The organism is Paraburkholderia sp. (assembly GCF_047605525.1).
In the GTDB taxonomy this organism is placed as follows: Bacteria; Pseudomonadota; Gammaproteobacteria; order Burkholderiales; family Burkholderiaceae; genus Paraburkholderia.
Genome location: NZ_JASGFN010000001.1, coordinates 75,002 through 100,242, shown reverse-complemented (window position 1 = coordinate 100,242; position 25,241 = coordinate 75,002). Strand labels below are relative to the sequence as shown.

General features: G+C 64.0%; 27 protein-coding genes, 1 tRNA gene and 2 riboswitches. Of the genes, 4 read left to right on the top strand and 24 right to left on the bottom strand.

The genetic code is table 11. From position 1 onward, the window contains the following. Positions 1-41 precede the first annotated feature (41 nt). From QM685_RS00505 to QM685_RS00470, 8 genes are all read right to left on the bottom strand, one after another. Positions 42-1,784: a thiamine pyrophosphate-binding protein gene (locus QM685_RS00505; RefSeq protein WP_415111896.1), complete on the bottom strand. Its 1,743-nt coding sequence runs from the start codon at positions 1,782-1,784 to the stop codon at positions 42-44. 253 nt (positions 1,785-2,037) lie between these two features. Further along, on the bottom strand, positions 2,038-3,426 hold the full coding sequence (locus QM685_RS00500; protein WP_415111895.1) for an L-serine ammonia-lyase: 1,389 nt from the start codon (positions 3,424-3,426) through the stop codon (positions 2,038-2,040). A 27-nt stretch (positions 3,427-3,453) separates the two neighbouring features. Continuing rightward, positions 3,454-4,584, bottom strand: a complete 1,131-nt coding sequence (locus QM685_RS00495; RefSeq protein WP_415111894.1) for an alginate lyase family protein — start codon at positions 4,582-4,584, stop codon at positions 3,454-3,456. 178 nt (positions 4,585-4,762) lie between these two features. Further along, positions 4,763-7,699: an aminomethyl-transferring glycine dehydrogenase gene (gene gcvP / locus QM685_RS00490; RefSeq protein WP_415111893.1), complete on the bottom strand. Its 2,937-nt coding sequence runs from the start codon at positions 7,697-7,699 to the stop codon at positions 4,763-4,765. An 81-nt stretch (positions 7,700-7,780) separates the two neighbouring features. After that, positions 7,781-8,161, bottom strand: a complete 381-nt coding sequence (gene gcvH, locus QM685_RS00485; RefSeq protein WP_415111892.1) for a glycine cleavage system protein GcvH — start codon at positions 8,159-8,161, stop codon at positions 7,781-7,783. Between the two features lie 61 nt (positions 8,162-8,222). Beyond that, positions 8,223-9,341 carry a glycine cleavage system aminomethyltransferase GcvT gene (gcvT, locus tag QM685_RS00480; protein ID WP_415111891.1) on the bottom strand — a complete coding sequence of 373 codons (1,119 nt, stop codon included), beginning with the start codon at positions 9,339-9,341 and terminating at the stop codon, positions 8,223-8,225. An 81-nt stretch (positions 9,342-9,422) separates the two neighbouring features. After that, positions 9,423-9,582, bottom strand: a riboswitch (glycine riboswitch). A 20-nt stretch (positions 9,583-9,602) separates the two neighbouring features. Next, positions 9,603-9,705: riboswitch (glycine riboswitch) on the bottom strand. A 253-nt stretch (positions 9,706-9,958) separates the two neighbouring features. Further along, entirely contained in the window at positions 9,959-10,309 is a 351-nt protein-coding gene (locus QM685_RS00475) for a hypothetical protein (protein ID WP_415111890.1), read from the bottom strand. 222 nt (positions 10,310-10,531) lie between these two features. After that, positions 10,532-11,581 carry an oxidoreductase gene (locus QM685_RS00470; RefSeq protein WP_415111889.1) on the bottom strand — a complete coding sequence of 350 codons (1,050 nt, stop codon included), beginning with the start codon at positions 11,579-11,581 and terminating at the stop codon, positions 10,532-10,534. A gap of 272 nt (positions 11,582-11,853) precedes the next feature. Here QM685_RS00470 and QM685_RS00465 point away from each other — a divergent pair, with 272 nt between their 5' ends. Further along, positions 11,854-13,941: a UvrD-helicase domain-containing protein gene (locus QM685_RS00465; protein ID WP_415111888.1), complete on the top strand. Its 2,088-nt coding sequence runs from the start codon at positions 11,854-11,856 to the stop codon at positions 13,939-13,941. A 131-nt stretch (positions 13,942-14,072) separates the two neighbouring features. Here the strand turns inward: QM685_RS00465 and QM685_RS00460 are convergent, their stop codons facing one another. Then, positions 14,073-14,987: a c-type cytochrome gene (locus tag QM685_RS00460; protein WP_415111887.1), complete on the bottom strand. Its 915-nt coding sequence runs from the start codon at positions 14,985-14,987 to the stop codon at positions 14,073-14,075. Between the two features lie 302 nt (positions 14,988-15,289). Between QM685_RS00460 and QM685_RS00455 the strand changes: the two genes are divergently transcribed. The 3 genes from QM685_RS00455 to QM685_RS00445 all read left to right on the top strand — a co-directional run bounded on the left by QM685_RS00455 (position 15,290) and on the right by QM685_RS00445 (position 17,055). Continuing rightward, a tRNA-Arg gene (locus QM685_RS00455) sits at positions 15,290-15,365 on the top strand. Positions 15,366-15,727: 362 nt separating this feature from the next. Further along, positions 15,728-16,693: a hypothetical protein gene (locus QM685_RS00450; RefSeq protein ID WP_415111886.1), complete on the top strand. Its 966-nt coding sequence runs from the start codon at positions 15,728-15,730 to the stop codon at positions 16,691-16,693. Beyond that, positions 16,690-17,055, top strand: a complete 366-nt coding sequence (locus tag QM685_RS00445) for an STAS-like domain-containing protein (RefSeq protein WP_415111885.1) — start codon at positions 16,690-16,692, stop codon at positions 17,053-17,055. The genes QM685_RS00450 and QM685_RS00445 overlap by 4 nt, the downstream gene beginning before the upstream one ends. 55 nt (positions 17,056-17,110) lie before the next feature. Here QM685_RS00445 and QM685_RS00440 read toward each other — a convergent pair whose 3' ends face one another. From QM685_RS00440 to QM685_RS00370, 15 genes are all read right to left on the bottom strand, one after another. Continuing rightward, positions 17,111-17,728 carry an HK97 family phage prohead protease gene (locus QM685_RS00440; RefSeq protein WP_415111884.1) on the bottom strand — a complete coding sequence of 206 codons (618 nt, stop codon included), beginning with the start codon at positions 17,726-17,728 and terminating at the stop codon, positions 17,111-17,113. Then, the gene (locus QM685_RS00435) at positions 17,725-18,273 is read right to left on the bottom strand and encodes a P27 family phage terminase small subunit (RefSeq protein ID WP_415111883.1); all 549 of its coding nucleotides are present in this window, start codon (positions 18,271-18,273) and stop codon (positions 17,725-17,727) included. The genes QM685_RS00440 and QM685_RS00435 overlap by 4 nt, the downstream gene beginning before the upstream one ends. 126 nt (positions 18,274-18,399) lie before the next feature. Then, entirely contained in the window at positions 18,400-18,645 is a 246-nt protein-coding gene (locus QM685_RS00430; RefSeq protein WP_415111882.1) for a hypothetical protein, read from the bottom strand. A 13-nt stretch (positions 18,646-18,658) separates the two neighbouring features. Then, the gene (locus QM685_RS00425) at positions 18,659-18,973 is read right to left on the bottom strand and encodes a hypothetical protein (RefSeq protein WP_415111881.1); all 315 of its coding nucleotides are present in this window, start codon (positions 18,971-18,973) and stop codon (positions 18,659-18,661) included. A 17-nt stretch (positions 18,974-18,990) separates the two neighbouring features. Continuing rightward, positions 18,991-19,293 carry a hypothetical protein gene (locus QM685_RS00420; protein ID WP_415111880.1) on the bottom strand — a complete coding sequence of 101 codons (303 nt, stop codon included), beginning with the start codon at positions 19,291-19,293 and terminating at the stop codon, positions 18,991-18,993. Positions 19,294-19,303: 10 nt separating this feature from the next. After that, complete coding sequence (locus tag QM685_RS00415) at positions 19,304-20,287, bottom strand: hypothetical protein (protein WP_415111879.1); 984 nt, start codon at positions 20,285-20,287, stop codon at positions 19,304-19,306. A 74-nt stretch (positions 20,288-20,361) separates the two neighbouring features. Continuing rightward, entirely contained in the window at positions 20,362-20,655 is a 294-nt protein-coding gene (locus tag QM685_RS00410; protein WP_415111878.1) for a hypothetical protein, read from the bottom strand. Between the two features lie 10 nt (positions 20,656-20,665). Next, entirely contained in the window at positions 20,666-20,986 is a 321-nt protein-coding gene (locus QM685_RS00405) for a hypothetical protein (protein ID WP_415111877.1), read from the bottom strand. Then, positions 20,983-21,426, bottom strand: coding sequence for a hypothetical protein (locus QM685_RS00400; RefSeq protein WP_415111876.1), 444 nt, complete (start codon positions 21,424-21,426; stop codon positions 20,983-20,985). Before QM685_RS00400 ends, QM685_RS00405 begins: the two co-directional genes overlap by 4 nt. Then, a complete protein-coding gene (locus tag QM685_RS00395; RefSeq protein ID WP_415111875.1) occupies positions 21,423-22,067 on the bottom strand; it encodes a hypothetical protein in 645 nt (214 codons plus the stop codon). Before QM685_RS00395 ends, QM685_RS00400 begins: the two co-directional genes overlap by 4 nt. Next, positions 22,060-22,317 (bottom strand): hypothetical protein, encoded by a 258-nt coding sequence (locus QM685_RS00390; RefSeq protein WP_415111874.1) that lies wholly within the window; start codon positions 22,315-22,317, stop codon positions 22,060-22,062. The genes QM685_RS00395 and QM685_RS00390 overlap by 8 nt, the downstream gene beginning before the upstream one ends. Before the next feature lie 164 nt (positions 22,318-22,481). Further along, positions 22,482-22,694 carry a hypothetical protein gene (locus QM685_RS00385; protein ID WP_415111873.1) on the bottom strand — a complete coding sequence of 71 codons (213 nt, stop codon included), beginning with the start codon at positions 22,692-22,694 and terminating at the stop codon, positions 22,482-22,484. Positions 22,695-22,704: 10 nt separating this feature from the next. After that, the gene (locus tag QM685_RS00380; RefSeq protein ID WP_415111872.1) at positions 22,705-22,908 is read right to left on the bottom strand and encodes a hypothetical protein; all 204 of its coding nucleotides are present in this window, start codon (positions 22,906-22,908) and stop codon (positions 22,705-22,707) included. Between the two features lie 127 nt (positions 22,909-23,035). Next, the gene (locus tag QM685_RS00375) at positions 23,036-23,581 is read right to left on the bottom strand and encodes a hypothetical protein (protein WP_415111871.1); all 546 of its coding nucleotides are present in this window, start codon (positions 23,579-23,581) and stop codon (positions 23,036-23,038) included. A gap of 54 nt (positions 23,582-23,635) precedes the next feature. Continuing rightward, positions 23,636-24,781 (bottom strand): tyrosine-type recombinase/integrase, encoded by a 1,146-nt coding sequence (locus tag QM685_RS00370; protein WP_415111870.1) that lies wholly within the window; start codon positions 24,779-24,781, stop codon positions 23,636-23,638. Positions 24,782-25,241 lie beyond the last annotated feature (460 nt).

Genomic DNA, 25,241 nt, shown 5'->3' with positions numbered 1-25,241 from the left:
GCGGGTACTTAACCCGCAGGCGTTGCCTGTTCGGCCCCCTGCTACTCCCCGCGCATCTTCCTGCCCTGCTCGCGAATCTGCTCGAGCGTCGCCCCCGGCGTGCTCGCTTCCTGCGGCATGCGGATCTCGATCACCGCCGGCAACTGCGAGTTCATCGCGCGTTGCAATGCGGGCAGAAAATCCCCGGTGCGCTCCACCGTTTCGCCATGCGCGCCGAACGAGCGCGCGAATGCCGCGAAGTCCGGATTCGTCAGACCGGTGCCGTGCACGCGATGCGGATAGTACCGCTCCTGATGCATGCGGATCGTGCCGAAGTGGCTGTTGTTCACGACGATGAACAGCACGCGCAGGTCGTATTGCATCGCTGTCGCGAGTTCCTGCGCGGCCATCATGAAGCAGCCGTCGCCGGCCAGCGCGACGACCGCCCGTTGCGGATACAGCGACTTCGCCGCGAGCGCGGCCGGCACGCCGTAGCCCATCGCGCCGCTCGTCGGCGCGAGCTGCGAGCGGAAATGCCGATACGAAAAATGCCGATGCAGCCACGTCGCGTAATTGCCCGCGCCGTTGGTGAGAATCGCGTCTTCAGGCAGATGCGCGCGCAACTGCTGGATCACTTCGCCCATCTGCACGTCGCCGGGAATCGGGCGCGGTTTGCGCCACTCCAGATACGCGCGATGCGCTTCCTCCGCCGCGCCGCCCCAGGCGAGCTTTTCCGATGACGGTTTCATCTCCGCCAGCATTGCCGCCAGTTCGGGCATGCCGGAGACGATCGGCAGATCGGCCGCATACACGCGCCCCAGTTCTTCCGCGCCCTGATGCACGTGCACGAGCGTCTGCTTCGTCTTCGGAATGTCGAGTAGCGTGTAGCCGTTGGTCGTCGCTTCGCCGAGACGGGGGCCGAGCGTGAGCAGCAGATCGGCATCGCGAATACGCTGCGCGAGCGCGGGATTGATGCCGAGGCCGACGTCGCCGGCGTAGTTCGGATGCTCGTTGTCGAAGGTGTCCTGAAAGCGGAACGCGAGGCCGATCGGCAATTGCCAGTTCTCGATGAAGCGCCGCAGGTCCGCGCGGGCGGCCGGCGTCCAGCCGCTGCCGCCCGCGATCACCATCGGCCGTTGCGCGCGTTCGAGCAGTTCGCGCAGCCTGGCAATCTGCGCGGTCGACGGCGATGCCGCCACGCGCCGATACGCGGGCGCGCCGGGCACCGTGTCGCACGCATCGCTCAACACGTCTTCCGGCAGCGACAGCACGACTGGCCCCGGCCGGCCAGAGGTCGCCGTGTGAAACGCATGGCTCAGATATTCGGGGATGCGCTTCGGGTCGTCGATCTGCGCGACCCACTTCGCCATCTGACCGAACATACGCCGATAGTCGATCTCCTGAAACGCCTCGCGATCGAGATGCTCGCGCGCGCACTGGCCGATCAGCAGGATCATCGGTGTCGAGTCCTGAAACGCGGTGTGCACGCCGATCGATGCGTGCGTCGCGCCCGGCCCGCGCGTGACGAGCGCGACGCCGGGCCGGCCGGTCAGTTTGCCGACCGCTTCGGCCATGTTCGCCGCCGCGGCCTCGTGACGGCAGACGATCGTCCGGATGCGTTCGGTTTCGTCGTGCAGCGAATCGAGCACAGCGAGAAAGCTTTCGCCGGGCACGCAGAAAACGCGTTCGACGCCATGCGTAAGCAGCGCATCGACGACGAGACGCGCGCCGGTCGTGCGAGCGGGGTGGGAATCGGAAGCGGAATTCGAAGCGGAATTCGAAGCGGGAGCATTCGGCAGCGACATTGCGAAGAAGCCTCCTGGTAGTGCCTGTCTGCGATGGGGTGGGGCCGCATCGACGCCACGCGCAATTGCGCATGGCGGCCGATGGACGCTTCGACAGCTTACGCCGGGCACGCGGGCGCTGTCACGGCGCAGCGCAACCGGGTCGCGCGTCGACGCGAATGCACGGCAAGACGCACGGTGCCGATGCACAAGCAGAAACGCGGGCCACATAGCCCGCGTCTTCATGACACCCATCAAACACCGCGCCCGACACTCAACACTCGACGATATTCACCGCGAGCCCGCCGCGCGACGTTTCCTTGTACTTCGTCTTCATATCCGCGCCGGTTTCGCGCATCGTCTTGATGACCGAATCGAGCGACACGTAGTGGCTGCCGTCGCCGCGCAACGCCATGCGCGCGGCATTGACCGCCTTCACCGACGCCATCGCATTGCGCTCGATGCACGGAATCTGCACCATGCCGCCGACCGGATCGCAGGTAAGCCCGAGATTGTGCTCCATGCCGATTTCGGCGGCGTTCTCGACCTGCTTCGGCGTGCCGCCCATCACCGCGGCGAGCGCGCCCGCGGCCATCGAGCAGGCGACGCCCACTTCGCCCTGGCAGCCCACTTCCGCGCCGGAGATCGATGCGTTCAGCTTGTACAGGATGCCGATTGCGGCAGCCGTCATCAGGAAGTCGATCACGCCCTGCTCGTTCGCGCCCGGCATGAAGCGCGTGTAGTAGTGCAGCACGGCCGGAATGATGCCCGCCGCGCCGTTGGTCGGCGCGGTTACGACGCGCCCGCCCGCGGCGTTTTCTTCGTTGACGGCGATCGCGTAGAGATTGATCCAGTCGACCATCGACAGCGGATCCTGCAGCGCGCGCTCGGGATGGGCTGTCAGCGCGCGATACAGTTGCGGCGCGCGGCGCTTTACCTGGAACGGGCCGGGCAGGTTGCCGTCCGCGTCGGGATTGTTGATGCCGCAGCCGCGCGCGACGCACGATTGCATCACGTCCCAGATCTTCAGCAGGCCCGCGCGCGTTTCTTCCTCGGTATGCCACACGCGCTCGTTTTCCCACATCAACTGCGCAATGCTTTTACCGGTCGATGCGCACAGCGCGAGCAGCTCATTGGCCGTGCGGAACGAGTGCGGCAATTGATCGACGGCGGAGAGCACCTTCGTGTTCGGCGCGCCGGCTGTCACGACGAAGCCGCCACCCACCGACAGATAGGTCGCTTCGCGCAGCGTCGCGCCTTGCGCATCGAATGCGTAGAGCTTGAGGCCGTTCGGATGTTCGGGCAGCGCCTGGCGGTAAAACGAAATGTGTTCCTTCTGCACGAACGGCACGTCGTGCCGGCCGAGCAGCGCAAGCTTGCGCGACACGCGCACCGCTTCGAGCCGCTGCGAGATCGTGTCCGGGTCGACCGTGTCGGGCGCATCGCCCATCAGGCCGAGCATCACGCCGCGGTCGGTGCCGTGCCCCTTGCCGGTCGCGCCGAGCGAGCCGTACAGGTCGACTTTCACCGAAGCGACGGCGTCGAGCAGCCCGTCGCGTTCGAGCCCCTGGGCGAACATCAGCGCCGCGCGCATCGGCCCGACCGTATGCGAGCTCGACGGACCAATGCCGATTTTGAAGAGATCGAAGACGCTGACTGCCATGTACTGCTCCCTGCCGATAATGAAAGTTTAGCGCGCCGGCAGCGGTAAGCACACGGCGAGCCACGCGGGCGGCGTCGGTGCGAGCTGCAGCGCGACTGGCGTGAAGCGTCCATCGAGACGCGCCGCCAGATGAAACAGTTCCGTCGCGTTCTTCGGATCCCACCGGCCCGAATAGCCGGGCAAGCCGGCCTCGCGACGTTTCGCATCGAACGGAACGTTCGAATGCACGAATTCCTCATGCGTCTGGCTGCCCATTGCAAACGGCTTGAGCCAGTTCAGCGCGGCGAGCAGCGTCGCGCCGTTCGCGCCTTTCTCCTGCAGCCAGTTGCGGTTGTGGCGGCGCGCGGCGAGCGCGGCCGTCACGAGCGGCTGCAGATCGTAGGTCACGTAGTGCAGCGCGTCGCGCTCGCTGAAATCGATCGTCGAGCCGTCCGGCGCGATGTTGTCGCCGATATGCTCGACAAACAGCCGCTGCGCGGTGTTGATCATCTTGCGATTGTCGAGCGTGAACGCGGCCATCGCGATCAGCTTGATGCGATGGCTTTGCCAATTGTTGCGGAACGTGCCCGTGAGCGGCCGCGGCTGCGCGTCGATCTGCGCGATGTAGCCGTTCGCCAGCTTCGTCAGGAACGCCATCGCCGCATTGCGCGTCTTGACGGGCAATGCGCTCGCGGTCATGTCGTACGCGAGGATCAGGCCTTCGAAATGCGTTTCGTCGATCGGATTGAAGCTCGGCTGATACGTCGTCACCCATGCATACAGCAGACGGTCGACGAGCTTCAGGAAACGGTCGTCGCTGGTTGCGCGCCATGCGAGCGCGGCGTCGCGCAGCAGGTCGAGATCCTTCTCCGCCTCGACGCTCTGATCGTAGATGCCTTCGTGCGGCAGCGTGCCCTCGGTATGCAGCTTCGCGAGCGCGTGCGGCTGCTCGTTCAGATGAGCTTGCACGTTGCTGACGAGTGCCTTGACGCCGGGATCGGCATTGGTGCGCTCGCTGGTTTGCAACGCCGGCGCCGCGCAGAAATTCATCGCCGCCTGGGCCGGCCGCATCGGCAGCAACGCGGCCGCGCCCGCCAGCAGCACGGCATAAGCGGCCCGCCACGGACGGGCGTGTGCGGCTTCGGCCCGGCTTTGCATCAATCGCACCTTTCGCGCCATGCGGAACTCCTCGTTAGGCTGATTCGGTGTGTGATGTTAGCCGTTTGCGACCGTGAGCGACAGAACCGCTCATGCGACCGTGTATGGACCCGCGCCCCGCCGTGCCGCCTGCTTCGGCGTGTTGCCGCTGGAGCAGGCGGCGGCCCGATGCGCGTCGTGCCGCGCTGACTCGCGCTTCTTACTCGTAATCAGCGATCGGCACGCAGGAGCAGAACAGGTTGCGGTCGCCATACACGTTGTCCGCGCGGCCGACCGGCGGCCAGTACTTCTTCGCGATCAGCGTCTTCAGCGGATACGCGGCGGCTTCGCGCGAGTACGCATGCTGCCAGTCGTCGGCGACGACCACGGCCGCGGTGTGCGGCGCGTGCTTCAGCGGATTGTCTTCGCGGTCAGCGTGGCCTTCCTCGACCGCGCGGATTTCGTCGCGGATCGCGATCATCGCTTCGATGAAGCGGTCGAGTTCTTCCTTCGACTCCGACTCGGTCGGCTCGACCATCAGCGTGCCCGGCACCGGGAAGCTCATCGTCGGTGCGTGGAATCCGTAGTCGGCGAGGCGCTTGGCGACGTCGTCGACGGTGATGCCGCTCGTGTCCTTGATCGGACGCAGATCGAGAATGCACTCGTGCGCGACGAGGCCGCCGGGGCCCGAGTACAGCACCGGATAGTGCGGCGCGAGCTTGTTCGCGACGTAGTTCGCGTTGAGGATCGCGGTTTCGGTCGCGGCGGTCAGGTTCTTCGCGCCCATCATCGCGATGTACATCCACGAGATCGGCAGGATCGACGCCGAGCCGTACGGCGCGGCCGATACCGCGCCGATACCGTTTTCCGCGCGCTCGTAGCCCGACGAAGTCTGGTTCGGCAGGAATCGCGCGAGGTGCGCGCCGACCGCGACCGGACCGACGCCCGGTCCGCCGCCGCCGTGCGGAATGCAGAAGGTCTTGTGCAGGTTCAGGTGCGAGACGTCGCCGCCGAACTGGCCCGGCGCGCACAGGCCGACCATCGCGTTCATGTTCGCGCCGTCGACGTACACCTGGCCGCCGTGCGCGTGCACGATCTCGCAGATTTCACGCACGTTCTGTTCGAACACGCCGTGCGTCGACGGATATGTGATCATGATCGCCGCGAGCTTGTCCGCGTGTTGCGCGGCCTTCTTTTTCAGATCTTCGATATCGACGTTGCCTTGCGCGTCGCACGCAACGACGACGACCTGCATGCCGGCCATCTGCGCCGACGCCGGATTCGTGCCGTGCGCCGACGCGGGAATCAGGCAGACGTTGCGATGCGCTTCGCCGCGCGACGCATGGTACGCGTGGATGATCAACAGACCCGCGTACTCGCCCTGCGAGCCCGCGTTCGGCTGCAGCGACACCGCCGCGTAACCGGTCGCGGCGACCAGCATTGCTTCGAGCTGATCGATCATTTCGCGGTAGCCGACGGTCTGCTCGGCCGGCGCGAACGGATGGATCTGGCCGAACTCGGGCCACGTGACCGGCAGCATTTCCGAGGTCGCGTTCAGCTTCATCGTGCAGGAGCCGAGCGGGATCATCGAGCGGTCGAGCGCGAGGTCCTTGTCCGCGAGGCTGCGCAGATAGCGCAGCATTTCCGTTTCCGAATGGTGGCGGTTGAACACGTGATGGGTGAGGTATGCGCTCGTGCGTTCGAGCGCGGCCGGCACCGATGCGGTGGTCGATGCGCTCAAGGCGGCGTCGAGCGCGTCGACTTGCGGCACGTCGCTCTTGAAGGCCGCTTGCGCGAATACCGCGAGCAGGTCGGCCAGATCGTGCCGTGTGGTGGTTTCGTCGACCGACAGACCGACTTGCGTCGCGCTCACGTGGCGCAGGTTGATGCCCTTCGCCGTGGCCGCGTCGTGCAGTGCCTGCGTGCGCGCGCCGGTGTCGAACGTGAGCGTGTCGAAGAAGGTTTCGTTGACGAGCGTGTAGCCGAGCTGCTTCGCGCCCTCGGCGAGCAGCGCGGCGATGCGGTTCACGCGCAGCGCGATCGTCTTCAGACCGCGCGGGCCGTGATAGACCGCATACATGCTCGCCATGATCGCGAGCAGCGCCTGCGCGGTACACACGTTCGACGTCGCTTTTTCGCGGCGGATGTGCTGTTCACGCGTTTGCAGCGCGAGCCGCAGCGCCGGGTTGCCTTGCGCGTCGACCGTCACGCCGACCAGACGCCCCGGCATCTGGCGCTTGAATTCGTCGCGCACCGCGAGGTACGCCGCATGCGGGCCGCCGAAGCCGACCGGCACGCCGAAGCGCTGCGTATTGCCGACCGCGACGTCCGCCCCCCATTCACCCGGCGGCGTCAGCAGTGTCAACGCGAGCAGGTCGGCGGCGACTACCACGTGGGCGCCCGCGGCGTGGATCGCTTCGGTCAGCGCGCGGTAGTCGCGCACGTCGCCGTTCACGCCAGGGTATTGCAGCAGCACGCCGAACGCGTTCGCGCCAGCGGCTTTGGCGGCCGGGCCGACCTTCACTTCGATACCGACCGGCAGCGCGCGCGTCTTCACCACTTCGATGGTTTGCGGCAGCACGTCGTCGGCGACGTAGAACACATTCGACTTCGGTTTGCCGATGCGTTGCAGCAGCGTCATCGCTTCGGCGGCGGCGGTCGCCTCGTCAAGCAGCGACGCGTTCGAGATCGCGAGACCGGTGAGGTCGGTGACCATCTGCTGGAAGTTCAGCAGCGCTTCCAGACGGCCTTGCGAAATTTCCGGCTGATACGGCGTGTACGCGGTGTACCACGCGGGATTTTCCAGCACGTTGCGCAGGATCACCGTCGGCGTATGGGCGTTGTAATAGCCTTGGCCGATGTAGGAGCGGAACACCTGGTTTTTGTCCGCGAGCTCGCGCAGCGCGGCGAGCGCTTCGGCTTCGCTCTTCGGTTGCGCGAAGGGGCCGAGCGGCAGCGCTTCGGTGCGGCGGATCGTCTTCGGGATGACGGCGTCGATCAATGCCGCGCGCGATGCGAAGCCGAGCGCTTCGAGCATTGCTTGCTGGTCGGCCGCATCCGGGCCGATATGCCGTTCGGCGAAGGCGTCGTGCACTTCGAGCGCGGCGAGCGAGAGAGGAGTGCGGTTCATCAGACGATCCGGGTGTTCGAGCTTCATGGTGTTCCTGGCGGTGCGGCGCGCGCTGTTTCGCGAGCGCCGCATCTGACGGTTAAAACGGAAGGTGAGTCAGGCGATGACTCAGGCGCCGATCGACTTCGTGTACGCGTCGGCGTCGATCAGGCGGTCGAGCGCCGCGTCGGCGGCCGGCTTGATCTTGAAGAGCCAGCTATCGTACGGCGCGCTGTTGACGATTTCCGGCGAATCGGTGACGGCCGGGTTCGCTTCGATCACTTCGCCCGAGACCGGCGCGTAAATGTCGGAAGCGGCCTTCACCGATTCGATCACGGCGACGGTGTCACCCGCGGTTACGGACTTGCCCAGTTCCTGGACTTCGAAGAAGACGATGTCGCCGAGCGCTTCCTGCGCGTGGTCGGTGATGCCGACCGTCAGCGTGCCGTCCGCTTCGGTGCGGACCCATTCGTGCGATTCGGTGTATTTCAGATCGGCCGGGATGCTCATCGGATGCTCCTGTGCGGTGTGTTCGGTAGTGGTTTCAATGTAGGGGGCGTGCGCCGGCCGCTTAAACCGCCAGCACCTTGCCGTTGCGCACGAACGGCAGTTTTACCACGCTTGCGGGGCAGGCTTTGTCGCGAATCTGGACGTGCACGGTGTCGCCCGGCTGCACGCCTTTCGGCACGCGCGCGAAGGCGATCGATTCCTGCATCGTCGGCGAGAACGTGCCGCTCGTGATTTCGCCTTCGCCATGTGGCGTGACGACTTTCTGATGCGCGCGCAGCACGCCCGCCGCCTTGCCGTTTTCCTTCAGCAGGATCAGGCCGACGAACGCGGCGCGCGAACCGTCGGCTTCGAGCTTGCCTTTACCGACGAAGTCGCGCGGCGAGGTCAGGTCGACGGTCCAGGCGAGGCCGGCGTCGAGCGGCGACACGTTGTCGTCCATATCCTGACCGTACAGGTTCATGCCGGCTTCGAGGCGCAGCGTGTCGCGCGCGCCGAGACCGGCCGGGCGCACGCCTTGCGTCTGCAGCGCCTTCCACAGCGCTTCGACGTGGGTGGCGGGCACGATGATTTCGAAGCCGTCTTCACCGGTATAGCCGGTGCGCGCGACTGTCAGCTCGCCGAACGGCGTGCCTTCGACGCGCGCCGCGTTGAACGGCTTCAGCGGCTCGGTGGCGGCGCGCGCGGCCGGCACGGTTTGCCAGACTTTTTCGCGCGCGTTCGGGCCTTGCACGGCGACGATCGCGAGATCGCGGCGCGGCGTGATCGTGAGGCCGAAGCCGCCTTCGGCGTTGAGCTGGCCGAACCACGCGATGTCTTTATCGGCGGTGCCGGCGTTGACGACCGTGCGGAAATGGTCTTCGGCGAAGTAATAGACGATCAGATCGTCGATCACGCCGCCGTTCGGGTTCAACATGCAGGAATAGAGCGCGCGGCCCGGCGTTTGCAGTTTCGCGACGTTGTTCGCGAGCGCGAATTCGAAGAACGCGCGCACACGCTCGCCGGTAAAGTCGACCACGCACATGTGGGATACGTCGAACATGCCGGCGTCGGTACGCACCGCGCGGTGTTCCTCGATCTGCGAGCCGTAGTTGACGGGCATGTCCCAGCCGCCGAAGTCGACCATGCGAGCATTGAGCGCACGGTGAGCGGCGTGGAGCGGGGTGTGTTTGAGTTCGGTCATGGGGCCTCGGGCGTCTCGCGAAACAAAAAAGGCCATGCGGCGCGACACCTCGCAGGCGACGTGCCTGCGAGCATGGCCCTGCATGACCCCTCTGTCCTCGATACCTGAGAGATTGCGCTGCCGCGACCTGCTCGATGAGCCTGATCCGTCACGGTGAACGCGCGCCCCTTCGGTGGGCAGCCTGCCTGCTATGCACGACGTGCGACGCGGATGGCTACTGCCGCTCTCCAGAGTGCGAAAAAGCTGCCGGAAGGCGGGTTTTTCGACGCGGTCGGTCCTTTTGCCTGAGAGTTTGCGGGTGTGCCCCTTCGGCGGCGCGGCCAGCGATTTTTCGGCGGCCAGCGCGCTCTCCCGACGCGTGCGGCGAATGTACGCGACGGGCCGGGGCTTGTCAATTGAAGCCCCGCGCGCCGTGTGGCCGTGGGTCAGGCGATGCGATGGCGTCAAAAAAAGAAAGCGCGGGACGTGATGCCCGCGCCTTTGCGCCACCGTTTTTATGTCGCTACTTATACGTCAATGCACTGTGCAACGTCCCGCAGTGGGCGCTTACCTTGCGACTTGCTTGCCGGCTCGTAAGCGGGCTTGTGCGCCTGCTTGCAAAGTCCGTTCATTGCCCGTTACTCGCCGATCGCGTGCGCCGCGTTGTCGAGCTCCTGGTTCAGCACGCGCTGCTCGTCGGCGGACAGCCCGCCGCCATGCTGCGCGGCCATGTCGTGCGCTTCCTGGCGGATCGTCTCCAGCCGGTGATGCAGCGCGGCGCCTTGCGGCGGCGGGTAATAGCCCTGATTCACGTGAGCGTCGATGCGGCGCGCGAGGTTGTCGACGCGGCCGTCGATCTGATGCAGGCGCTGGTCGGCGATCTGCTGCGGGCTGGGGCCCGGATGCGGCGCGGGCTGAGGCGCCACCACGCAGGCGGCGACAGAGCTGAGCAGCGCACAGGCGGCGAGGGCACGGATGATACGAGGCATGGATTCTCCCGAAGTCGTTGTTTTGGGCGGGGGTGCTACCCCGTTAGCAACGGATGATGATGGACGCCCGCTGACGCGGCGGCGGGCAAATTTGTAACGTTATGTTCCTTGCGGGAATGTCAGGAAAGGCCAGGCTGGACGCGCTCGGAGAGATGTCCAGCCGGGGCCTTTCCGGGTACACGTAACGGTGTGGCGCGAAACTGGCCGCGGCCGGCGCGACGCTCAGCGAATGCGCTCGAACGGCAGGCGCACGCCCTGTTCCGAGCTGCGCGCGGCCAGTTCGATGATCGTCATCACGTCGACCGCGTCCTGCGCGCTGACCGGAAACGCGACGCGATTCTGGATCGCGTCGGCGAGCGCGATATAGAAGCCCGCGTATTCGCCGTTGCGCGTCGGCCATTCGCGCTCGACTTCCTGATCGCCGTCGAGCACGCGCAGCACGCCGGCCGCGTTGCCTGTGCCGAAGCCTTCGTCGCCCGGGCGCAGCCCCGCCTTCAACTGATCTTCTTGGGTATCGAGCCCGTATTTCACGTAACTGCCGCGCGTGCCGTGGATCGCGAAGCGCGGTCCGGGGATGGCCGTCAGCGCGCTCGCGTGCAGCACGGCTTCGAACTCGCCGTAGCCGAGCTGGATGTGCACGTAGTCGGGCGCGCTCGCGTCGTCGCGATGCGAGCGCACCGTCGCCGACATCGTTTGCGGTGCGCCGAACAGCGCGAGCGCCTGGTCGATCAGGTGCGGACCGAGATCGAACAGCAGGCCGCCGCCGCGCGTCACGTCTTCGCGCCAGCGCTGGCGTACGCCCGGCCGGAAGCGGTCGAAGTGCGATTCGTAGTGCGTGACGCGGCCCAGTTCGACGCGCGCGAGCAGATCGCGCACGGTCAGAAAATCACCGTCCCAGCGGCGGTTGTGAAAGGGCGCGAACAGCTTGCCGCGAGCGAGCGCGATGTTGGCGAGCGTGTGGGCGTCGGCGGCGGAGAGCGTGACCGGCTTGTCGACGACCACGTGCTTGCCCGCTTCGAGCGTGCGGCGCGCGAGGTCGAAGTGCGTGTCGTTGGGCGTGGCGATCACGACGCAGTCGATGTCGTCGAGCGCGAGCAGCGCGTCGAGGTCGGCGACGATTTTCGCGTGCGGATAATCGGCGCGCGCGCGCTCGGGCTGGCCCGTTGCGATCGCGGCGACGCTCGCGCGCCCGCAATGTTCGATCACCGGTGCGTGGAACGTCGCCCCGGCGAAACCGTAGCCCATCAATCCAATCTTCAGCGATGCGGACATGCGTGTCTTCCTGCAGGAGCGGCGCGCCGTCTTGCCACCTCGGCGGCGGCGCGCAATCTCATTATTGTGGCATTTGTATCCGGCGCGTGGGGCGATGAGCCGATCGTCGATGGCAACCGTCCGTGTTAACATCGCTCCTCTCGCGCGAAGCGCGTCACGCGGGACGTCAGTTCCAGCACGGCGGCGCCGCGCAGCATGCCCCCGGGCCCTCTGTCGGCGCCCTTGCCCGCGAGACCTCAACCGCTCTCAACCGCATTACCCATCCACAGACGATGTCCGCAGGCCTGAACCCCGCTCAAAGTGAAGCGGTCCGTTATCTCGACGGCCCCTGTCTCGTGCTTGCCGGCGCCGGCAGCGGCAAGACGCGCGTGATCACGCAGAAAATCGCGCACCTGATCGAAGCCAAGGGCTTCGAGCCGCGCCACATCGCCGCCGTCACGTTCACGAACAAGGCCGCGGCCGAAATGCGCGAGCGCGTCGGCAAGCTGCTCGAAGGCAAGACGCTCACCGCGCCGGGCAAGGAAGGCCGCAAGGTGCCGGTGAACCAGTTGACGGTCTGCACGTTCCACTCGCTCGGCGTGCAGATCCTGCGTCAGGAGGCGGAACACGTCGGTCTGAAGCCGCAGTTCTCGATCATGGATTCCGACGACTGCTTCGGCATGATCCAGGAACAGGTCGGCTCGACGGACAAGGGCTTCATCCGCAAGGTCCAGTCGATCATCTCGCTGTGGAAGAACGGCCTGATCATGCCCGAGCAGGCGATCGCGACCGCATCGACCGAGGACGAACATCAGGCCGCGATCGTCTATCGCAATTACGTGGCGACGCTGCACGCGTACCAGGCGGTCGACTTCGACGATCTGATCCGTCTGCCCGCCGAACTGTTCGCGAACAACGAGCAGGTGCGCGAGCGCTGGCAGAACAAGCTGCGCTATCTGCTGATCGACGAGTATCAGGATACGAATGCGTGCCAGTACGAGCTCGTGAAGCTGCTGGCCGGCAAGCGCGCGGCGTTCACGGCGGTCGGCGACGACGATCAGGCGATCTACGGCTGGCGCGGCGCGACGCTCGAAAACCTCGGCCAGCTCGGCAAGGATTTTCCGAACCTGCACCTGATCAAGCTCGAACAGAATTACCGCTCGACGGTGCGCATCCTGACCGCCGCGAACAACGTGATCGCGAACAACCCGAAGCTGTTCGAGAAGAAGCTGTGGTCCGAGCACGGCATGGGCGACACGATCACCGTAACGGGCTGCAACGACGAGGAGCACGAGGCCGAGTCGGTGGTGTTTCGCCTGTCCGCGCACAAGTTCGAGCGGCGCACGAATTTCCGCGACTACGCGATCCTGTATCGCGGCAACTTCCAGGCGCGCATCTTCGAACAGGTGCTGCGCCGCGAGCGGATTCCATACGTGCTGTCGGGCGGCCAGTCGTTCTTCGACAAGGCCGAGATCAAGGATATCTGCGCGTACCTGCGCCTGATCGCCAACGCGAACGACGACCCCGCGTTCATCCGCGCGATCACGACGCCGCGCCGCGGCGTCGGCAATACGACGCTCGAGGCGCTCGGCGCGTTCGCGGGCCAGGCGAAGGTATCGCTGTTCGAGGCGGTGTACATGGGCGGCATCGAGGCGCGTCTGTCGCCGCGCCAGATCGAGCCGATGCGCGCGTTCTGCGACTTCATGCAGCGCCTCACCGAGCGGGCGGAAAAGGACGCGGCCGGCACGCTGCTCGACGAGCTGATGGACGCGATCCACTACGAGGCGTATCTGTACGACGCGTTCGACGAACGCCAGGCGCAGGCGAAGTGGCAGAACGTGCTCGAGTTTTTCGAATGGTTGAAGCGCAAGGGCACGAAGGAAGAGCCCGGGGGTGCCCAGAGCGAAGCGACCGGCTACGACACCGCCGACGGTTTCGGCGATACCGGCAAGAACCTGCTCGGCCTGATCCAGACCGTCGCGCTGATGTCGATGCTCGAAGGCCGCGAGGAGGACCCCGATGCGGTGCGGCTGTCGACCGTGCATGCGTCGAAGGGGCTCGAGTATCCGCACGTGTTTCTGGTCGGCGTCGAGGAAGGCATCATGCCGCACCGCGGCGGCCCCGACGACGAACCGATCGACGACGCGCGCATCGAGGAGGAGCGCCGCCTGATGTACGTCGCGATCACGCGCGCGCAGCGCAGCCTGCATCTGAACTGGTGCAAGAAACGCAAGCGCGCGCGGGAGACGGTGGTATGCGAGCCGTCACGCTTCATCGCCGAAATGCTGCTCGACGATGCGCCGCCGCCGACGCCCGAGGAAGCGCCGATGTCGCCGAAGGACCGGCTGGCGAGCCTGAAGGCTTTGTTGCAGAAGGCTTGAGGGGGCGGGGGGGCGATTTCGGGTGTCTGTCGCTGCACAGCGCCTGGTGGCGTATAAAAAATCCCTGCATCGCGTTAGCGTATGCAGGGATTTTTCATTCGGCGGCCGATGCCGCCGATGATTCAGGCGTTTTACTTCGCCGCGTTGACCATATAGTCCACGGCGGCCTTCACATCCGCATCCGACGCATTCGAGCCACCCTTCGGCGGCATCGCGCCCTTGCCGTGCAGCGCGTAGTTGTAGATCGTGTCCATCGGGTCTTTCAGACGCGGCGCCCACGCTTCCTTGTCGCCGAATTTCGGCGCGTTCAGCACGCCGGCCGCGTGACAGGCCTGGCATACCGACTGATACAGCGCCTTGCCGGCCTGCGAAGCGTCCGCGGTTTGCGCGCCGCCCGCCGCCGGGGCAGGCGTTTGCGGCACGCTGGCCATCGCTGCCATGGCCGCGGCGGCCTGGGCCGCGCCCGCGTCCGATGCACCTGCCGGCGCGGCACCCGCCGCGCCCGATGCAGCCGCGGCACCAGAGGCCGCCGCGGCGCCCGCGGCCGGCTGTGCCGGTTCCGGGAAGCTCGCGCCCGAATTGTTCGCCATATAGACGACCGCGCGGGCGATCTCGAAGTCGCTGTAATCGTCGGGGCTTGTGCCGCCGCGCGGCGGCATCGCGCCCTTGCCGGACAGCGCGGTGTGCCAGAGCGTGTCGAAGCCTTGCGCAATGCGCGGCGCCCAGTCGGCGGTATTGGTGAATTTCGGCGCGCCTGCCGCGCCCGACGCATGACACGCGGAGCAGACAGCCTTGTAGACTTCCTCGCCGCTCTTGTAGACGCGCGGTGCGTTGGCGTCGCGGATTTCGACCTGGGCGAAGGGCTTGATGCGGGAGGTGACTTCGGCTTCGGAGAGGGAGTCGGTGCCGGCACCGGTGCGCGTCGAGTTATCGACGTAGACGGCGAGCAGAACGATGATGACGATCGGCACAGCAAACCCGGCGATGACCGCGGCGATGAGCTGTGCTGGGGTTTTGATCGGGGCTCCGTGTGGTGCTTCGCTCATGCTTGTCTCGTCTCCGTGGGAATGTGAGCGGTACAGCGCGACGGCAACTTCTTGTTCTTTATCAGCCACGGACGATTATAGACGCAAGATTTCGACGGCGGCGAGAGGGCCTGGGAGGTGTTCAGCAGGCGTTTACCCGCATCGGGATGGCCGGCTTGTGGATGCGGGGGGCGCCTGGAAACCCGGCTCGCTGGCCGTCTGGTGGACGGTCAGGCCGAAACCGGGTATTCTTGCGGTCTCTCGCTTTGGCGTCGCGTCCGTTCTGGTTGCCGCGCTTTCGCGCAGTTCTTTCTCGTGGTAAAGCGCCCGTAGCTCAATGGATAGAGTACTGCCCTCCGAAGGCAGGGGTTGCTGGTTCGATCCCAGCCGGGCGCGCCAAAATTTCATTTGAATTCAAGGGCTTACGCGGCGCGCGTTGGCCCTTTTGTTTTTCGTACGGAAATTATACGGAAAATTGCAAAGCGTTTTTCCAGGCAGACATTTAAGGTTGCTCATCTTTCTGCCGCTATCCAATGTAACTATCAGTCGCCGGAATCAGCGCATGAACCGTTGACTGGCGCCCTAATAGTTGCTAACTTCGTACCAGCAACGCGGCGCTTCGGGGGTATCGAAGCGCCGCGTTGCTGTGTGAGCATTCCGATTTTTGTACCAAAAGCGGCTTCCGCTTGGGTGGGTTAGCATAGATAAGCGAGCGCTGTATATAAAGACGGCGAGCGCGACTGAGACCGGGGATTTAGTAGATGGCCGATGGTTTGGAGACATTTCTTCGTGCGGCTGACGGAGGCGGGGGAATCGTCAAAGCAATTCCGCGTGGCCACTACGCACCGGGTTATTGGACCATGCTAGCGGCGACCGCAAGGGATGCCGGGATTTCGTTCGAGGATTTGACTTTCGACTACGACGGTAACGCTGGATATGCTCAGGCCTTGCGCTTGCCCAATGCATTGGGCGCGAGGGACGAGTATCCGTTTCATCGTCCGAACGAAGGTCTGAATTACAGCGGTCTAGTTTTACTTGAAAGCGCTGAGGCGACGGACGGTGCTAGCGAACGGGTCAACGGTTGTATCCGTCATATCTTCGCAGGGGCGGACCTGGACCGTTTTGTGCAAGATTTGACCGAAGTGGTGGGTGACCTTCACGACAACGTCTGGTCCCATGGACTGAGCACTGGATTTTCGATGGCACAGAAGTGGCGGAATCCACGTCGGGAAGGCAGCAACTGGTTTGAGTTTTCACTTGCGGATTGCGGTATGGGCTTTCTGAGGGAAACACAACGCGCAGGTATCCGCGACATTGATTCACACGCGGACGCCATCGAGTGGTGTATACAGAAAGGCAACACGTCCAAAAAGACGAAGGTGCGCGATGAATTTGCCCAGTCCCTGCCGCCCGACATGATGGGCAATCCAATGCCGGGGTTTGCGGCGATAAAGGAAAGCGACAACCATCATATGGGATTGGGCTTGGCGAAGCTGATGTCGCTGGTGGAGAAGTACAAAGGTCGTCTGTGGTTAGCTACGGGCGACAGTTTGCTTTATAAGCCGCCCACGGATGAATATGTCATTCGCGCAGCGCCAAGCGCATGTAAAGGTGTTGCTCTCGCGGCCCGCTTTGACACCCTTGTTATCCGCGAACAGCTTGCTGCCGCACAGACTGACGATGAAACAACCGCGAACCTGATTACATTACTCGGAGGTGAGCCATGAACCGCGTTGCTTTTACCCCGGAACACACCGACCTTTCTTCTCGCCGTCTCGCATCGGACCTGCGCAGCAATGTCGTCAAGCAACTTCGTGCAGGCACGTCCGTGGTCATTGACCTTCATCGGGTAGAGAGCATCTCGGAGTCGTACGCTGATGAGTTGTTCGGTATGTTGGCAATCGGACTCGGAATTGACAATTTTGTCCAGCGAGTTTCCGTCCTGCATGCGAACAAGCACGTTCTGCGTGTGATTGCACATGCATTGAAAGAGCGCTTAGAAAAGGAAAGCGGGAACGCGGCGCGCGCTCAAATTCAAGCACTGGTGGCGGCTAAGCATGCACGCAACACCACCTATCGTCATTGCTAAGCGCTAGGATTGCTGTGAAAGCCCCGCCATTTAGGTGGGGCTTTTTTTTGAGTCATCAATCGCGCCCCGTCCGTGGCGCGGACCACTTGTCGTTGAGTCGTACCACGCGCGTTGGTCCGCTGCGCATAACAGGATGCGCAGCGCGCCATTCCGCGAGTGTGCGTTCAACCATTTCTTCGGCCAGCGTGCGATAGCCCGTAATTTCCGCGTCAGCGTTCGCCGGAACTGTCACAAGGCTCAGCTCGTGCCAACGCCATTTCGTGTAACGCTTGCCGCCACCCTCACGCGGTTCAGTCTGCAACGGAACGAAGCCAATCGACACGGCACGTATCAGCGAATTCTTGATGCTCTGCCATGCCTCGTCGCAGCGCTCGCGCAGCTTGCCGGGTTCAGTGATCTTCGCAATCTGCGCGCGAAATCGCACGCCCGTTAGTTCGGCCTTCGCGAAAACCACACTTCCGACCGGTTCGTGACTGTTGTGATGCCACAGCAGCGGCAGCGGCAATCTGAACTCCGCGCCGCGCGGCTCAACGATATCGTTGTACGCGTCGACGGCGGCGGTGCTCGCCACGCCCTCAATAATCCGCGCCTCGTTGTCGATCTCGCGCAGCATCAGCAGCGACGTTGCATGTACCACGTCCGCCGTGCGCGGTCCCTTGGTTTCGTTGCTCATACCTTTATCTCCCTCAGATAGTCGGTCACATCACTGGGTGTCATGAAAAACAGATCGGGATACCGGTCGAACAGATCGCTATGAAAACGGATGCGCCCCTCGCGGTCGCGTTTCAGGCGTGCCACGTTGATACCGTCGCGCGTCATGCGGTCGAACACTTCCAGATGGTGTTTCGTGCGGTGCCGGTTCGCGTGCTCCCTGCGGTGGTGTCCCGCCGCGTTGCTCAGTCCGAGCTTTGCAGACAGGCTCGTAATGCTCGCTTCGGCGCGGCGCTTCGTGCGCACCCCCGGATGCTCGCGCACGCCGTCGCGGCCGGGTATGAACGCGCCGTCTTTCTCTACCTGCGCGGCGGCCTTGTCGCGCAGTTCGTGCGCGTCCACAAGCGCCACGAGCAGCGGCACATGCGCCGCGCGGAACTTGTCCACCTCATAGCTGTACACGGTCGCGTGCCACAGCTTGCGCCCCGCCGCATTGACGGTTGGGGGGCATACGAGCCGCCCGGATTCGTCACGGTCGCCGGGTGAGTAAGACGCGGGTTTTCGCATGGTGTGCTCCGGGTTGTCGGGTGACAAACAGGACATAAGCGGGGATTGCATCGGAAAAAGGTGGGCAAGGAGTGTCCGCTTTGCGTCCGAAAACTTTTTCCATGCCCCCCACGGGTCTCCCGCCGCCTATTTTTTCGCGTCGCGCGCCTTGTACTCGATCCATCGGCCGCCGATGAAAGCCACGAGAGTTTCGCGCTTGCCGTCGCCCATGACCAGCACGGGCACGGCGTCGCCATGGTTCGCGCGTGCCCGCTCACACAGGTTCAGCAGGGTGGGCGCGTGGCGCTTGCCGATCAGCTTTGTGGCGTCGCGCTGCGTTTTGGTCCCGCGAATCTGCGTGCGGTTGTATTGCCTGTAGGCGATCAGTTGCATGGGCTTCTCCTTATTACGCGGCCAGTCGCAGCGCGGGCACGGTGTCGGCTTGTGCGTCGGCGAGATACACGCGGTGTTCGTCGCCGTCTGCGCTCCACCACCACAGGCAGCCGTCGCCGCTCATGATGTCCACAATGCTTGCGCGGTGCGGTGCGAGCAGCGCGGCGAATGCCTCGGCGCGCTCTGACGCCTCGACGGGTTCACCGTGCAGCACGTCGAGCACTTCCCAATCCAGCGCGCTCGCGGCGGCTATCCGCTCGCATTCGTCGCGGTATTCCTGTTCGCTTCGATAGTGGCAATCGCCAAGCAATTCGTTGCATGAACACATGGTTGCTCACTCCTTTGTCACTGCGGATGGGGCACGGCAAGCGAACGGTGCGAGCCGTCGCGCAGCACGAGCAGCACGAGCCATTGCGTGCGTTGGTCGTCGCGGTCGATCAGCACGCCGTCCACGTTCAGACCGCGATTGCTCGCGGGGTCGGCCAGCACGGCGGCGGTGATCGCGGACGCGTCGGCGGACAGCGCGGCCAGTTGACCGGAACGCACGGCGGCCAGCACGGCGCGCTCGATCCGGTCGGCGTCGCGGTAGTAGTCGCGCACGCGGCGCTCGGCTTCGACGTTGGCGGCGGTGATGATGACGGCGCTCATGGCGGGGTGCCTACGTGGCCCACTGAATGCCCGTGATCGCGGCCACGCAACCGGCGCGGCCTGCCTGCCAGTCGAGCACGCGAATGAAACGCAGCGCGCCCAGGTTTTCATCCCACAGGCTACGGACCGAACCATCGGGCATGGTGAGCATGGATTGCTCGCTTGTGGCGAACTGCGCGCCGCCGTCGAACAGGACAATGCCGGACGGGTCGATCAACGCGAGCACGGAATCGGGCACGCCTCGCGCGGCGCATAATGGCAAACCAGCCAAAAATCCGCCGGTTACGTTCACGTCAGCCGATCCGAGCGCGGCGCCGTGCAATGCGAGTTGCGTGGCGGTGCGGCTCGATACAGCCCAAACGGCGCGGCTCATGTCGCCGCCAAACTGCGCGAGCAGCGTGGCCAGATCGTTGCGGATCGCCTCGGCAGTGCTGCCGGTTGATTGCACCTTGATCGCGTCATGCGTGAGGGAAGCGGGCGCGGTGCCGGTGCCGTCATTCGCAGGATTGAGCAGCGCGTCACTCTCGGCGTAATTGATCGCGCCGCCAGCGTCGTTGCTGAGTTGGCCCATGAAAGCGTCGCCGAGTTCGCGGCCCGCTTCGACGGTGAAAACGAGAATGCCCGCGATGCTTTTGTCTGCGTTCACGCGGACGGTTTCGAAATCGGCGGACGATACGGCAATCACCTGGCCTTCGTTGCGCCAGCTTGCTTGCGGCGGTGCGCTTTCGCACAGCACGGGCACATTCGGCGCGGCGCGTCGCCACGGTGAAATGCGGTCGATTGCGGCAATGATGGATTGCGTCGGCACGCCCGCGATCATGGCCGCGAATGCGTGATCGTCGCCGAGTGCGCCGGTCGTGATCGCGGCGCGCAAAAGCAATGTGGCTGGGGAACCTTCGCCCCAGCGGGCAAGCGACATGCGAAACGCGCCAGCGATATCACCCCGGCAACGTGCGACAGCGGCCAGCGCCTTCGACAGCGTTGAAACTTCCATGCTTGCCCCCTGTGAGGAACGCCCGCACCGCGCGGGCCGTTCCTACAGGATCGGCAATGGAACGCGAAAACGCTTCACGACATTTCCCGGCTTTTCCCGACTTCAAGGCCCAGCATGTCGGCGGCCACTTCGCGCAGGTTGATCAGGCGGCGATTGCCCTGGCGATGTACGGTGAAGCGCAATTTGCCAAGTTGCTCGCGCTTGCGAAAAGCGCCGGGCCGCAATCCGTAGAGCGCTTCGGCGTAGCACTCGCGCGTGCGCAGATCGCCACGCACAAAGCCGTGCAGTTCGTCGCGGACGCGGGCGGCGAGCGACGCGGCCAGATCGCGCACAGCCTGGTCGCGTGATACGGCATCGGGTGCGCTCATGGTGCCTCCGCTAGTGGATCGTCTCGCCGCTCGCGGTATCGTCCGCCGCGTCGAGCTTCGTCGTGATGTCGTCCACGAGCGCGCGCAATGCGGCCAGTTCGGGCCGTGCGTCCTGTGACGGCACGACACGGTGGCCGGTCGAGCGCTCGTATTGCAGCAGCAGGGCCAGCCCGATCAGGGCGCCATGCACGGGCGGGCATTCGCACGCCTCGCGCCATTGCTTCGCGGTTTCGGTCATGTCGATGTCCTCGCGGTCCCACTCGTTGACACTTTCGGCGGAAAGCAGCAGTGCGTCGCGTTCCTTCGCGGTCATATGTTGTTCGTTCGTCATGTCCGTCTCCTTTCGTTGTGAGGCGTTGCTTCCTTACGCAAGTGGTTCGCTTGCCGGTCGAGCGTTGACATGCCGCGAGCTTTCGTGCGGCGTGCTTTCGTGTCTGGTTTGCGGTCGCTCATTCGGTCGTCGAGTCCTTCGCCGTGCCACGTGCGCTCGTCGCGCAATTGAGCGGCCATCACGTCGCACTCGGCTTTGATCGTTCGTTCGGTGAAGTAGTGATGATTTGGTGCGAGGTCGGCGAGCGGCCCGCAAATCGCCCGCGTAAGCACGCCGTCGCGGTATTCCTTCGGCCACAATTCGAGCGCGGCCAGCGCTTCAATCGTGCCGACCAGATCGGCGCGCATCCGGCGCACGTGGTCGGCGTCGAGGTACGGACCCCACGGCAGATACAACCCGCCCGACTTCGAGACAAGCGCGCCTTTGCAGTCCTCGCTCATATCTGCCTCGCGCGCGCGGATTTGGCGTTGGTCAGGCGCTCGCGGTCCACCAGCGCTTTTTTTTTAACGGCGACGTTCGAACGGGAATCTGCTTTCCGTGGAACGTCGCTTTTCTTCGGCGCATCCGGTGCGCTCTCGTTTGAGTTGCCCGCGTATTCTTGTTTACTATTCGGGTCAACACAGGGTTGACCACAAATCGACGCGGGATTGACCACAAACGGTTTTTGAGTGGTCAACCTAGGATTGACCGCAAATTGCGGGCTTATGGTCAACGCATGATTGACCACAAAGGTTTCGTCATCCGATTCGTTTGTGGTCAACGCAGGATTGACCAGTGCGAGACATTCGAAGTGCAGACGCACGCGTCGCGGCGTGCTTCCACTTGTCGGCCGGTCGAGAAATTCGAGCAGGCTGCACCTTTCGAACTCCTTGAGAAGTTTCAGCACAACGGGGCGGCTGATACGTGTGATGGCGGCGAGTCGGCGCGTCCCCGGATAGCAGACGCATTCAATATCCATGTGCTCGATCAGCGCCGCATAGAGCGCTATGCGGCGGGTGTCGGATAACGGGTGTCTGCGAAGCCATTGCATCGCCGCGTATTGCGCGGCCAGCGTCGCATAGTTCGGGGCCTTGTTAGTCATGGGACCAGCCCTCCGCGATGCTCACGCGCGTGAGTGCCAGCCTCAGGCGCGCGTGTTCGCTCGCCGTGACAGCTCCACGGCGCAAGATCGCACCGACGATCAGCATCACTTCGATTAGTTCGCAATTGATGGCGGCGAGCGTCTGCGCGGCGTTGTAGCGACGCTTCGCGGGCTTTGAAGCGTGGACGCCGTCAACGCGCGGTGGGAACAGCGCATCGAGCGGCACGCCAGCGGCGTAGGCGATATCCACCACGGCGCATCCACCGCGAAAGCAATGCACCAGCGTCGCGCCGCTCGCCGCTTCGGTGACCGCGAGAACGGCCTTGTTCGAGCCGCATGCCGGGCATTTCGCCCGCCACCGATTCGGGCCGCATGAACGCACGCCGTCGAGCCTATCGAGCAGAGCGGCAGCGCTCATACCTGCCCCGCGTGCGTGAGATACGGCAACGGCACAAGGTCGCGTTCCTTTACCTTAGTGCGCGAATCCTTCGGCGGGTCGAATTCGACTTCGGCGAAGCCGTTTTCGCCGTGGTCCATCAGCACGCGAATCACCTTGCACAAGCGGCCCCTATACGAACCGCTATTCACGCGCATACGCGTGTCCTGCAACGGGTGTCGGGTCGTCATGACGTGCCCCTTACGCCGCCGCTTCGGCTTCGGCGGCGCGCTTCGTCATGCGGGTTTCCCACTTGTGCTTCGATTCAGCCGTGATGACGCGGCGGCGGCCGATGTGCATTTCGTCCGGGCCTTCGCCGCGCTTTTTCAAGGCGTAGTAAGTGACTTTCGAGATGCGCACGGCGGCGCAGAATTCCGCGACCGTGAAAGCGTCCTGATTTTCCATGCTGAATCCCTCCTGATTAGCGGAAGTTCGTTTTGAACTTCCTTGGAGGGAATCTAGAAGCGGGCGCGCGGCCCGTCATTCCATTAATACGCGCCGTTTTTCTGTTCTATTTTTCGGCGCGCGAAAACTAGAAAGCGTCGCCCCGCTCGATCTTCAGCAGCGGTTCGAGTTCGGCGCGGTGCGTGTCGTTGTAGTAAGCGCCGCTCACCCACGAACGTGAGCGGCGAAACTCCGTTTCCGCAAGCCGGGCGGCTTCGTCCCATTTTTTACCGGAAGCAATCAGGCGCGACACAAACAAGTAGCATTGGCGTTCGCGTAGTTGCGCTGGCGTCAAAGCCTGATTCTTCGGGACAAACACATAAGGGAAACTGACGCGCCAGCGCCGCGCGTCGTCGCGGTCGCCATTCTGGCCGGGAAACGTGTGCAGGCGTGAAGCGACAATGCCCGCCGCCTTTTCTTCGATAGTGGCGTCCGGGCTTCGCGCCCGCAGGATTGCCGCATGGGAAAACACCCGTATCGCGAGCCGTTCGACATCTTCGCGCATAGCTTTGATGGCTACGAGTGCTGCGACCGGATCGGCGGCGGCGTCGATGGCGGCGCGGGCGCTTTCGATGGCATCGAGCTTTTCGGCCAGTGTCCGGGCAAGCAAAGCGTGATGTTCGTTGGCGTTCATCCTTCCTCCCTGAACCGTTGGGAAGTCAGATTAACACCAGCGAACGGTTACGCATCAACCGACAAGCGCGGGCACGGCGTCGAGCAGCTTTCGCACGCGGCCATCGTCGGCGTGTTCGTAATGCTTCTGGATCATTTCGACGCTCGTACCGGCAAGCCGCGCAACCAGTACGGAATCGACGCCCGCCGCGATCAGGTTCGTGATTGCCGTATGCCTGATGGTGTACGCAACCACGTCATCGGACAGGCCTGCCGCGTCCGCCGCCGCGCGAAACGGCTTTTTCCATGCATGACGATTCCATGCGACACCATGCGCCTGCGCGAACAGCAACGCGCCCGCCGTTTTGCTTTTTGTGTGCGTCTTAAAAAACGCGATTGCCGCCGTCGAGAGCGGCACCACACGCCGCCCGGTCTTGCCTTCGAGCGCGAGCGTACCCTGACGCGGGTCAAAGTCACGAACGCGCAGGGCCGCGACTTCGCCCGGACGGCTTGGCACATACGCCAACGCGGCCATCAGCGGGCGCAGGTCATCGGGCAGCTTGGCGAGCAGCGCGCCCACCTGATCGGCGGTTAGCGCCGACTCGCGCCGCCGTCCAACGCCTTCGAATTTCATTACCGTTTTCCAACCCGCGTCAGTGAGCACAAGGCGATTTTTCAGCGCGTGATTGAGCGCGGCTTTCAGGGTTGCGAGGTTGCGGTTTGCGGAATCCTTCGCGCGGCGCAGTTCATCCGGGTCTTCGGCGTCGTCTACCTGTTCGTGCAACCACGTCCGCAAGTGCGTCGTGCGCAGCTTGTCGAGCGTCAGGCGTCCAATCTTCGCGTCATCGACCAGGCGACGGAAGCGGCCCGCCGCGTCAGTCCCGCTTTGCACGCTTCGGCGCACCTTCAGATCGGAAACGTAATCGGCGCAAACGTCCTTAACCGTCACGGCCTTCGCACTTACACCGTGACTAAGCGCGCGCGCCCATTCTTCGGCTTCGGCCTTCGCATCATCAAACGATTCATGCGTGCCAAGCGCGTGGTATTCCTGTTTGCCTTCGTCATTGCGGCGACGCGCTATCCACGTGCCCGCGCCCGATTCCGCCGCGCGATAGCCGAGATACACCCCCGCAGAGAGTCGGGACCAGTACGGCTCACGGCGCGGGGCGAGCGCGGCGCGGCCAGATTTTGAAGTGAGATTCGGGGCTTTTTTGTCGCTCATGATTTCGTCCGTACGGAAACTGTACGGAAATTCTAGGCGAAACCGGGCGAACCGTCATGAAACTGATTGTATAAAAATCAATAGCTTAGATACCTTGACGAACCTACAAAAACCTGAAATTCGCCCCTCCGAAGGCAGGGGTTGCTGGTTCGATCCCAGCCGGGCGCGCCAAGCCTGATAAGGCTTTCAGCGATTTCCCCTCTAGTGAAGTTCACCTGTTAATGTCGGTAAACGACATGAACTGGTTAATTTTTCACAGATATTAGTCCATAGCTGGACGATTCCTTCCTCAGCGTCTCCCTCCGCCTGCGCTCTCAGCGTCTGCTAGTGCGCCACGCGCGCCATCCTCCGCAAGTTGCCGTGCTCGCTTGAAGAAGCGCCGGTACTGGCCGTACCGGAAAGTCATTCCCATCCTTTCAAACACGTCGCGCTGCACTCTGCGTCTCGCCGGGTTTTCAAG

Bases quoted from the DNA above. Each gene is read 5' to 3' on its own strand.
- QM685_RS00505 (WP_415111896.1), bottom strand. From the start codon at position 1,784: ATGTCGCTGCCGAATGCTCCCGCTTCGAATTCCGCTTCGAATTCCGCT.
- QM685_RS00500 (WP_415111895.1), bottom strand. From the start codon at position 3,426: ATGGCAGTCAGCGTCTTCGATCTCTTCAAAATCGGCATTGGTCCGTCG.
- QM685_RS00495 (WP_415111894.1), bottom strand. From the start codon at position 4,584: ATGGCGCGAAAGGTGCGATTGATGCAAAGCCGGGCCGAAGCCGCACAC.
- gcvP (WP_415111893.1), bottom strand. From the start codon at position 7,699: ATGAAGCTCGAACACCCGGATCGTCTGATGAACCGCACTCCTCTCTCG.
- gcvH (WP_415111892.1), bottom strand. From the start codon at position 8,161: ATGAGCATCCCGGCCGATCTGAAATACACCGAATCGCACGAATGGGTC.
- gcvT (WP_415111891.1), bottom strand. From the start codon at position 9,341: ATGACCGAACTCAAACACACCCCGCTCCACGCCGCTCACCGTGCGCTC.
- QM685_RS00475 (WP_415111890.1), bottom strand. From the start codon at position 10,309: ATGCCTCGTATCATCCGTGCCCTCGCCGCCTGTGCGCTGCTCAGCTCT.
- QM685_RS00470 (WP_415111889.1), bottom strand. From the start codon at position 11,581: ATGTCCGCATCGCTGAAGATTGGATTGATGGGCTACGGTTTCGCCGGG.
- QM685_RS00465 (WP_415111888.1), top strand. From the start codon at position 11,854: ATGTCCGCAGGCCTGAACCCCGCTCAAAGTGAAGCGGTCCGTTATCTC.
- QM685_RS00460 (WP_415111887.1), bottom strand. From the start codon at position 14,987: ATGAGCGAAGCACCACACGGAGCCCCGATCAAAACCCCAGCACAGCTC.
- QM685_RS00450 (WP_415111886.1), top strand. From the start codon at position 15,728: ATGGCCGATGGTTTGGAGACATTTCTTCGTGCGGCTGACGGAGGCGGG.
- QM685_RS00445 (WP_415111885.1), top strand. From the start codon at position 16,690: ATGAACCGCGTTGCTTTTACCCCGGAACACACCGACCTTTCTTCTCGC.
- QM685_RS00440 (WP_415111884.1), bottom strand. From the start codon at position 17,728: ATGAGCAACGAAACCAAGGGACCGCGCACGGCGGACGTGGTACATGCA.
- QM685_RS00435 (WP_415111883.1), bottom strand. From the start codon at position 18,273: ATGCGAAAACCCGCGTCTTACTCACCCGGCGACCGTGACGAATCCGGG.
- QM685_RS00430 (WP_415111882.1), bottom strand. From the start codon at position 18,645: ATGCAACTGATCGCCTACAGGCAATACAACCGCACGCAGATTCGCGGG.
- QM685_RS00425 (WP_415111881.1), bottom strand. From the start codon at position 18,973: ATGTGTTCATGCAACGAATTGCTTGGCGATTGCCACTATCGAAGCGAA.
- QM685_RS00420 (WP_415111880.1), bottom strand. From the start codon at position 19,293: ATGAGCGCCGTCATCATCACCGCCGCCAACGTCGAAGCCGAGCGCCGC.
- QM685_RS00415 (WP_415111879.1), bottom strand. From the start codon at position 20,287: ATGGAAGTTTCAACGCTGTCGAAGGCGCTGGCCGCTGTCGCACGTTGC.
- QM685_RS00410 (WP_415111878.1), bottom strand. From the start codon at position 20,655: ATGAGCGCACCCGATGCCGTATCACGCGACCAGGCTGTGCGCGATCTG.
- QM685_RS00405 (WP_415111877.1), bottom strand. From the start codon at position 20,986: ATGACGAACGAACAACATATGACCGCGAAGGAACGCGACGCACTGCTG.
- QM685_RS00400 (WP_415111876.1), bottom strand. From the start codon at position 21,426: ATGAGCGAGGACTGCAAAGGCGCGCTTGTCTCGAAGTCGGGCGGGTTG.
- QM685_RS00395 (WP_415111875.1), bottom strand. From the start codon at position 22,067: ATGACTAACAAGGCCCCGAACTATGCGACGCTGGCCGCGCAATACGCG.
- QM685_RS00385 (WP_415111873.1), bottom strand. From the start codon at position 22,694: ATGACGACCCGACACCCGTTGCAGGACACGCGTATGCGCGTGAATAGC.
- QM685_RS00380 (WP_415111872.1), bottom strand. From the start codon at position 22,908: ATGGAAAATCAGGACGCTTTCACGGTCGCGGAATTCTGCGCCGCCGTG.
- QM685_RS00375 (WP_415111871.1), bottom strand. From the start codon at position 23,581: ATGAACGCCAACGAACATCACGCTTTGCTTGCCCGGACACTGGCCGAA.
- QM685_RS00370 (WP_415111870.1), bottom strand. From the start codon at position 24,781: ATGAGCGACAAAAAAGCCCCGAATCTCACTTCAAAATCTGGCCGCGCC.